The organism is Pseudomonas sp. Pseusp97 (genome assembly GCF_047304025.1).
Classification (GTDB): domain Bacteria; phylum Pseudomonadota; class Gammaproteobacteria; order Pseudomonadales; family Pseudomonadaceae; genus Pseudomonas.
The window spans coordinates 1-244 of sequence record NZ_JBGLYK010000595.1; the positions used below are offsets into that span (position 1 = coordinate 1).

The window sequence follows — 244 nt, forward strand, 5'->3', positions numbered from 1 at the left end:
GTACTGACGATGCACAAACCAGCTGAGCACGTTCGTCGAGTCGTCCGACGCGCTATCGCCCGAGCCGACACCGGCGATCTGCAGGTCCTCCTGATGCTCCTCGGCGATAACGTCCATGGCGTCGTCGAAGGTCACGATGCCCAGGATATGACGGTTCTCGTCGCAAACAGGGATGGCAACCAGGTCGTACTTGGTCATCTCGTCCGTCACGTCTTCCTGGTCTTCGTCGGGTGACACGTAGACC

The 244-nt window shown here is 59.8% G+C and carries 1 protein-coding gene; it reads right to left on the reverse strand.

Annotated features, from left to right (window positions below):
• Nucleotides 1-237: CBS domain-containing protein (locus ACCC94_RS30460; RefSeq protein WP_413353267.1), on the reverse strand; the 237-nt coding region annotated here is incomplete at its 3' end.
• Nucleotides 238-244 lie beyond the last annotated feature (7 nt).